Annotated in this window: 5 protein-coding genes; 4 read left to right on the top strand and 1 reads right to left on the bottom strand. The window is 72.5% G+C overall.

Annotation, left to right across the window (positions count from 1 at the left end):
- The coding region (locus GT042_RS39160) for a hypothetical protein (RefSeq protein WP_237530886.1) at positions 1 to 1211 on the bottom strand (1211 nt) is incomplete at its 3' end.
- A 512-nt stretch (positions 1212 to 1723) separates the two neighbouring features.
- Between GT042_RS39160 and leuS the strand changes: the two genes are divergently transcribed.
- The 4 genes from leuS (at position 1724) to GT042_RS17505 (ending at position 7684) form a co-directional block, all read left to right on the top strand.
- Positions 1724 to 4597: a leucine--tRNA ligase gene (gene leuS, locus GT042_RS17520; RefSeq protein ID WP_161309649.1), complete on the top strand. Its 2874-nt coding sequence runs from the start codon at positions 1724 to 1726 to the stop codon at positions 4595 to 4597.
- A gap of 225 nt (positions 4598 to 4822) precedes the next feature.
- Entirely contained in the window at positions 4823 to 5518 is a 696-nt protein-coding gene (locus GT042_RS17515; RefSeq protein WP_161309648.1) for a hypothetical protein, read from the top strand.
- A gap of 116 nt (positions 5519 to 5634) precedes the next feature.
- On the top strand, positions 5635 to 6480 hold the full coding sequence (locus GT042_RS17510) for a DegV family protein (protein ID WP_161309647.1): 846 nt from the start codon (positions 5635 to 5637) through the stop codon (positions 6478 to 6480).
- A gap of 175 nt (positions 6481 to 6655) precedes the next feature.
- The gene (locus GT042_RS17505) at positions 6656 to 7684 is read left to right on the top strand and encodes a ComEA family DNA-binding protein (RefSeq protein ID WP_161309646.1); all 1029 of its coding nucleotides are present in this window, start codon (positions 6656 to 6658) and stop codon (positions 7682 to 7684) included.
- The last annotated feature ends 761 nt before the right edge of the window (positions 7685 to 8445 follow it).

Genomic DNA, 8445 nt, shown 5'->3' with positions numbered 1-8445 from the left:
CCGGGGGGCGGCGGGGAGGGCGCCGGCCAGGAGCCGGGACGGCCGGTGGACTCTTCGGTGATGATCGGCAGTTCCTCGGTCATGGGGATGCGTTCGGCGAGCGGGACGTCGCCGGACGGGGGACCGGACAGCGGGCCGGACGGGGATCCTGGCGCCGCGCCGTAGGGCGGTGTGACCGGGAGAACGGTGGTGGGGTCCGTACCCAGGGAGACCGCGCGGTAGCCGGCCGAGAGGCCGGTTCCGGGTCCGGACACCGGATCGGGGGTGCGGCCCGAGAACGGGTCCGCGAAGGCGTCGGACAGCGCGTCGCCGCCCGAAGCGCCCGAGCCGCCCGCGTACAGGCCCATGGGGGCCCGCTCCGCCTCGTACAGCGGCGGGGACGGCGGGGCGAGCCGCGGTGGGGTCCGCGGCCGGCCGAGCGGGGCACCCAGCGGCTGTGCCGAGAAGGACGGCTCACGCCGCAGCTGCTCGTACTCGGGCCGCGGGGTGAGGCCCGTCGCTCCGGGCAGCGGGTCGGACGACAGGTCCCGGAGCGACTGCTCCGGCTCCGTCGTGCGGCGCTGCCCGCCGGTCAGTGCGATCAGCTGGTCGGCGATCCGGTTCTGGACCGGGCGGGGGAGGAGCCGCAGGGACACGGCCGCCGCCACTCCGACCAGCGAGACGCAGTACATCGTGGTGACCCAGGTCGCCGCAGGCCGGCCCGTGTAGAGGCCGTGCACCAGGGCGAAGCACCAGGCCGGATACGCGAGCATGTGCATCGCCCGCCAGCGGCCGGCGATGCGGCCGGGCGTGGCGAAGGCACTGCGCATCGCCCCGGTGGTGGCGGCGACGATCATCAGGAGTCCGGCGAGCGAACCGAAACCGATGAGACCGTTCGTACCGGTCATCCCCAGGCCGAACGGCACCACGGCGCCGATCAGCGAGACGTGCCCCAGCGACACCTTGACGGTGACGTGCAGCAGCAGGAAGCCGAGCGAGGCCACGGCCGTCGCCCGGTGGATGCCCTGCGCGAGCAACCGGTGCCGCGAGGAGAGCAGCAACCGGTCGGTGGCTATCAGCCCCCACGCGACGGCTGCCGTCAGTGACACGAGAGAAAGCACGCCGGCTGCGAAATCGAGCGCGGCGCGGAAGGCGTCGCCTGTCGCGACGGCGAGAAGGGGTACCAGTACCAGTGCGGCGACGGTCAGCCCGCCCTGGACCTGCCGGCTCATGCCGGGGTCCAGCGCGGGCGACGAACTGATCCTGCGATTGCTTGAAGGGTTCATGGGGGTCGACTCCGAATGGCTCGGGAAAGCGGTCCCGTTGCCGCATGCTAAGTGGAGCGATACCAGGCAGAGACCGATTCTCAGGTTTAACCAAGGGAAGGTGAGGTAACCGACTTTGAGCTTGCCCCGGATAGGGGCGATACGCGGAGTAAGGCCCTCCCCGGCGATCGCCGGTCGCCGTCCTCCGGGCGCGCCGCTCCTTCCGTTCCCGACACGCCGGTCCTCCCGATCACGTTCCCCGGCTCCGCCGACCCGCCCCGCCGGATCTCCGGTGCGGGCCGTCCGGGCCCTGCGGTACCCTGACGCCATGCGTGCCGTACGCCTTCTGCTCGGCGGGCCGCGCTGATCAGTCCCGACGGATGGAAGATCCGGTCGGAATCGGCGCGGCTGACCCCTCCTGTGCGAGGGGCTTTTTCATTCGCCGCAGGCAGAGACGATCGATGGAGCTTCGAAGGATCATGAGCGAGACGAATTCCGCTGCCGCCGAGACGGCCGCGCCGCACCGCTACACGGCTGCCATGGCCGCCGACATCGAGGCACGCTGGCAGGACCTCTGGGCCGCCGAGGGCACGTACGAGGCGCCGAACCCCACCGGTGACCTGGCCGGGGACCCCGCGTTGGTCGCGCGGCCCAAGAAGTTCATCATGGACATGTTCCCGTACCCCTCCGGCGCCGGACTGCACGTCGGGCACCCGCTCGGGTACATCGCCACGGACGTCTTCGCCCGCCACCAGCGCATGACCGGCCACAACGTCCTGCACACGCTGGGCTTCGACGCCTTCGGCCTGCCCGCCGAGCAGTACGCGGTGCAGACCGGTACGCACCCCCGGGCCTCCACCGAGGCCAACATGGAGAACATGAAGGTCCAGCTGCGCCGGCTGGGACTGGGTCACGACACGCGCCGCTCCTTCGCGACGATCGACCCGGACTACTACCGGTGGACCCAGTGGATCTTCGTCCAGATCTTCAACTCCTGGTACGACGACGAAGCGGACAGGGCACGCCCGATCGACGAGCTGGTGGCGCAGTTCGAGAGCGGACGGCGCGCGACGCCGGACGGGCGCCCCTGGAGTGCGCTGGACGCCGTCGAACGCGCCGACGTACTGGGCGAGTACCGGCTGGCGTACACCTCCGACGCCCCCGTCAACTGGTGTCCCGGCCTGGGCACGGTCCTGGCGAACGAGGAAGTCACCGCCGAGGGCCGCTCCGAGCGCGGCAACTTCCCGGTCTTCAAGCGGAAGCTGCGCCAGTGGAACATGCGCATCACCGCCTACGCCGACCGCCTGCTGGCCGACCTGGAGGCGCTGGACTGGCCGGACGCCATCAAGGCGCAGCAGCGCAACTGGATCGGCCGCAGCGAAGGCGCGCGGGTCGACTTCCCGGTCGGTGACGCCGGTGCGATCACGGTGTTCACGACCCGTCAGGACACCCTGTTCGGCGCCACGTACATGGTGCTGTCCCCGGAGCACGAGCTGGTCGAGCGGATCGTCCCCGCCGCCTGGCCCGCCGGCACGCACGCGGTGTGGACGGGCGGCCACGCGACCCCGGCCGAGGCCGTCGACGCGTACCGCAAGCAGGCCGCGTCGAAGTCCGACGTCGAGCGGCAGGCCGAGGCCAAGGACAAGACCGGTGTCTTCACCGGCGCGTACGCGACCAACCCGGTCAGCGGCGAGCCCGTGCCCGTTTTTATCGCCGACTACGTCCTGATGGGGTACGGCACCGGCGCGATCATGGCCGTCCCGGCGCACGACAGCCGTGACTTCGCGTTCGCGCGCGCCTTCGAGCTGCCGATGCGCTGTGTGGTCGAGCCGTCCGACGGCCGGCCGGCCGACCCGGCGGAGTGGGACGACGCGTTCGCCTCGTACGACGCGAAGATCGTCAACTCCGCGAACGACGAGATCGGCCTGGACGGACTGGGCGTGGCCGACGCCAAGGCGAAGATCACCGACTGGCTGGCGGCCCGGGGCATCGGCGAGGGCACGGTCAACTTCCGGCTGCGCGACTGGCTGTTCAGCCGCCAGCGCTACTGGGGCGAGCCGTTCCCGATCGTGTACGACGAGGACGGCACCGCCCACGCGCTGCCCGAGTCGATGCTGCCGCTGAAACTGCCCGAGGTTGACGACTACTCGCCACGGACGTTCGATCCGGACGACGCCGACACCCAGCCGGAGCCGCCGCTGTCGCGGAAGCAGGACTGGGTGGACGTGGAGCTGGACCTGGGCCGGGGCGAGGGGGTCAAGCGCTACCGGCGCGAGACCAACACCATGCCCAACTGGGCCGGTTCCTGCTGGTACGAGCTGCGCTACCTGGACCCGCACAACAGCGAGAAGCTGGTCGACCCGGCGATCGAGCAGTACTGGATGGGCCCCCGTGAGGGGCAGCCGCACGGCGGCGTCGACCTGTACGTGGGCGGCGCGGAACACGCCGTACTGCACCTGCTGTACGCGCGGTTCTGGTCCAAGGTGCTCTACGACCTGGGGCACATCTCGTCGGTCGAGCCGTTCCACAAGCTCTACAACCAGGGCATGATCCAGGCGTTCGTCTACCGGGACAGCCGGGGCATCGCGGTGCCGGCCGCGGAGGTCGAGGAGCGCGACGGCGGGTACTGGTACCAGGACGCCAAGGTCACGCGCGTGCTGGGCAAGATGGGCAAGTCCCTCAAGAACGCCGTCACTCCGGACGAGATCTGCGCGGAGTACGGCGCGGACACCCTGCGCCTGTACGAGATGGCGATGGGCCCCCTGGACGTCTCGCGTCCGTGGGACACGCGCGCGGTGGTCGGCCAGTACCGGCTGTTGCAGCGGCTGTGGCGCAACGTCGTCGACGAGACGACGGGCGAGGTCACCGTGGTCGACACGGAGCCCGGTGAGGAGACGCTGCGGGCGCTGCACAAGGCCGTCGACGGGGTCGCGCAGGACATGGCCGGGCTGCGGTTCAACACCGCCATCGCCAAGGTCACCGAGCTGAACAACCACCTGACGAAGGCGGGCGGTCCGGTGTCGCGCACGGTCGCCGAGCGGCTGGTGCTGCTGATCGCGCCGCTGGCCCCGCACATCGCCGAGGAACTGTGGCGCAGGCTGGGCCACGCCGACTCGGTGGTGCACCAGGACTTCCCGGTCGCCGACCCGGCGTACGTCGTGGACGAGACCGTGACGTGTGTGGTGCAGATCAAGGGCAAGGTCAAGGCGCGTCTGGAGGTGTCCGCGTCGATCTCGGACGCGGAGCTGGAGGCGCTGGTGCTGGGTGACGCGACCGTGGTCGCGGCGCTGGGCGGGGCGACGATCCGGAAGGTGATCGTCAGGGCGCCGAAGCTGGTGAACATCGTCGTGTGACGGCGGGGGGCCGGCGAGGCGGGGCGGCTCAGGTCCGCTCAGGGTCGTTCACGGCTGATGGGGCTGCTTAGGGCTTCCCCTTACGGGCAGGTTGAGGGTTCGTACGGAACCCTTTGCCTGCCCGTTCCGTTTACGGTGGAAGAACCACAGTGGAAGCCACGGCGGCCACGGTGGAAGGCGTGACGGACGAATGACAAGTTCCGACCCAACCCCCGAGGGGCGCTCATGGAAGCCGTGATCCTGATCCTGGCGCTACTCTTCGTCGCCTTCGTGGCGCTGGGGGTGTTCGCGAGCGTCAAGGCGGTCAAGGCGGCCAAGCGCGGGGTCGACCGTACGATCTCGCAGGCCCGCAGGACCGTGGAGGACACCACGCTGCGCGCGCGGAGCATGGGACAGATGGGCGTACCGGGCGAGCTGGCGCAGCTGCGGGTCCGGTTGCGTACGTCGATGAAGGCGACGCAGGACGCGCTGCACGCGGGCGCGGCCGAGGACGCCTCGCTGTCGGAGTCCGTCGCCCTGTTCGAGCGCCTGAGCGCGCACGGCAGGGAGCTGGACGACGACCTCAGGCAGATGGAGCGGGACCCGGACCGGGCGAGGGTCGCGGAGCGGCTGGCGGGTCTGCGGGAGCGTACGGAGCGGATCACGCGTTCGGCGGACTCGCTGCGGTGGGCGGCGCGGGACCGGGCGCGGAAGTTCGCGGAGGACGATCTGGCGTCGCTGAGCGAGCAGATCGACGTGGAGTCGGGGGCGCTGCGGCACTGGTCGACGGTGGACTCGGTGGACTCGCACGGGGAGGAACCGGCGGCGGACGGCAGGACGGACGCGGCGAGGGCGGAGGCGATCGAGCCTCCGGACCCCCGGCAGAACGTCTACCCGTGGCAGAAGCAGGCCAGGCAGGCCCGCCCGGAGACCACGAACTGACCGGGACCGGAATACGGGCGCCGGAAGTGACGGATTCGACCTCGGTCCGGACGGAAGCGATCATTGAGGTGGTCCCGGGCTGCCGACCGGAGGCAACGGCGGGTAACCTCCCGCTCATGTCCCGCCATGTCGCGATCGTCACCGATTCCACGGCCTACCTGCCGCCCCAGACGATGGAGCGGCACGGCATCACCGCGGTCCCGCTGACCGTCGTGCTGGGCGACAGGGCGTGGGAAGAGGGCACGGAGATCTCGGCCCGCTCGCTGGCGATCGCCCTCCAGAAGCGACGCTCCGTGACGACGTCCCGGCCGAGCCCCGACGTGTTCGCCGCCACGTACCGTACGGCCGCCGAGGCGGGCGCGAGCGGGATCGTTTCGCTCCATCTGTCCGCCGAGTTCTCGGGGACCTACGACGCCGCCGTGCTGGCCGCCAAGGAGGCTCCGGTGCCCGTGCGGGTCGTGGACACCGGGATGGTGGCGATGGCGCTCGGGTTCTGCGCGCTGGCGGCGGCCGAGGTGGCGGAGGCGGACGGCACGCTGGACGAGGCGGTGGCGGCGGCGGAGAAGCGGGCCGCCGGGACGTCCGCGTACTTCTACGTCGACACGCTCGACTACCTGCGCAGGGGCGGCCGGATCGGCGCGGCCCAGGCGCTGTTCGGCTCGGCCCTGGCGGTGAAGCCGCTGTTGCAGCTGGAGGGCGGGCGCATCGAGATGCTGGAGAAGGTACGGACGGCGTCGAAGGCGATCGCCCGGCTGGAGGAGATCGTGGCGGAGCGGGCCGGGGCCGGCCAGGTGGACATCGCGGTGCACCATCTCGCGGCGCCCGAGCGGGCGACGGCGCTGGCCGAGCGGCTGCGGGAGCGGATTCCTGGGCTGGTGGATCTGCACGTCAGCGAGGTGGGCGCGGTGATCGGGGCGCATACGGGGCCGGGGCTGCTGGGGGCTGTGATCTCGCCGCGCTGACACGTGTGCGTGGCTCCTGTGCATGACAGGTGCGCATGACTCGTGTGCGTGGCTCACGTGCGTGGCTCGTGTGCGTGACTCGTACGGGTGACGGAGTTATCCACAACGGGTTGGTTGTCCACCGGAATTGAGGGTGATCCGCGAGGTTCGGCGGATGTGCCTAACGTGTTGAGGCATGACCTTCCGAACACGTTCCGTGACCAGTTCTCCGACCAGTGGCCCGGGCCGGGCGCCGGGCTCCGACAGCCGCGCACGGCGCGGTCGCCGTCTCCGTTCGCGTTCTCGCGGGGGCGGATCCACGACGTCCACGACTCTGCGGCTGCGGGCGGACGCGCTGTTCGCCGACGGCCCGAGGGGTGGCGGACTGTCACCGCCGAGGCGTACGGGGGAGGGCGTGCGGGACTCGGCGCGACCGGGGCGTGTCCCGCCTCCTGCCGGGTCGTCGACCCCCGCCGAACTGCTGACGTCAGCGGGGCCTTCGGGGCCGTCGGTGCCGTCCGGGCCGGCGGCGCCGGATCCCGCGCTCCCGCCGACGGGGCGGAGGCGGGAGCGGGTGGCCCAGGCGGTGGGCGAGCGGCTGCCGTTGTGGCTTCAGCTCCGCTGTGGTCTGGAGCCCAGGATGCTCGCCGCCCTCGCCGTGGTCCTGGTCGTGGCGGGGGTCCTGGCGGCCCAGCATTTCTGGTCGGCGCGACCGAGGCCGGTCCGGGCTCCGCAGACGGTCCGGGCGGCGGCGGTGGTTCCGCCGTCGTCACCGCCCTCTGCGGCGGGCGCGGTGGCGGCGGGCCGTGTGGTGGTCGACGTGGGCGGCAAGGTCAGGCGGCCCGGGGTGCTGCGGCTGCCGGCGGGATCGCGGGTGGCCGACGCGCTGCGTGCGGCGGGGGGCGTCGAGCCGGGCGCGGACACGACCGCGCTGAACCGGGCGCGGGTGCTGATGGACGGCGAACAGGTGGTGGTGGGCGTACCGGCCCCACCCGGCGCCGTGGCGCCGACGGGGGGCCCGGCGCGCCCGGCGGAACCCATCGGCCTCAACACGGCCACGGCGGAGCAACTGGACACGCTGCCCGGGGTCGGCCCGGTGCTCGCCCGACACATCCTCGACTACCGCACCGAGCACGGCGGCTTCCGGTCCGTGGACGAACTGCGCGAGGTGAACGGTATCGGCGACCGCCGCTTCGCCGATCTGCGCCCCCTGGTCCGACCGTGACACGCCCGGGGCGCCCGACGCACCCGATCCCCCCGACGCGCCCGACGCGCCCGACGCGCCCGGCGGTCCACGCGGCCTCCGACAACCGCCTGGGGGCGGCGAACCCCCACCAGGAGGGTCCGGCGGACCTCCGCCTGCTGCCACCCGCCGTGGCGGCCTGGGCGGGCGCGGCCCTGGCGCTGGGCGCTCCGGGCCGCTGGACGGCTGTGGGCGTCCTGGGCTGCCTCGTGGCGGCCGGGCTGATCCTGATCCGGACGGCGATGCGGGGGACGGGCGGTGGTGGCCGCCGACAACGGGAGGCTGCGCGGAACAGAACCGGCCCGCTCCGGGGGATGGATGTGCGGCGGGGGCGATCTGACGGGGTGGCTCCGGCCGTGGGACGACGGGGGCGGCTCGGCGAGGTTGCTCCGGTGGAGGCGCGGTGGGGGTGGCTCGACGGGGTGACGCCGGCCGGGGCCCGGTGGGGGCGGGTCGACGGGGCTGCCTTGGCGGGCGGGCGTCGTCGGGGGCGACTTGACGGGGTGACTCCGACGGGTGGGCATCGGGGACGGCTCGATGGGGCGGCTCCGGCCGGTGGGCGTCGGGGGCCGCTCGGTGGGGCGGCTCCGGCGGAGGTGGGGCGACGGCTTGGTGGGGTTGCTCCGGGCGAGGTGCGGCGGGAGCAGTCGGGCGGGGTTGTTCCGGCTGGGGTGTGGTGGAGGCGGCGTCCCGGGGCTGCCTCGGGCCGGGGGCGGGGGGGGCGGGTCAACGGGGTGGCTCTG

Source organism: Streptomyces sp. SID3212 (genome assembly GCF_009865405.1).
GTDB lineage: Bacteria > Actinomycetota > Actinomycetes > Streptomycetales > Streptomycetaceae > Streptomyces.
Note: the sequence above shows the minus strand (reverse complement) of the source record. Positions and strands in the feature narration are given on the sequence as shown.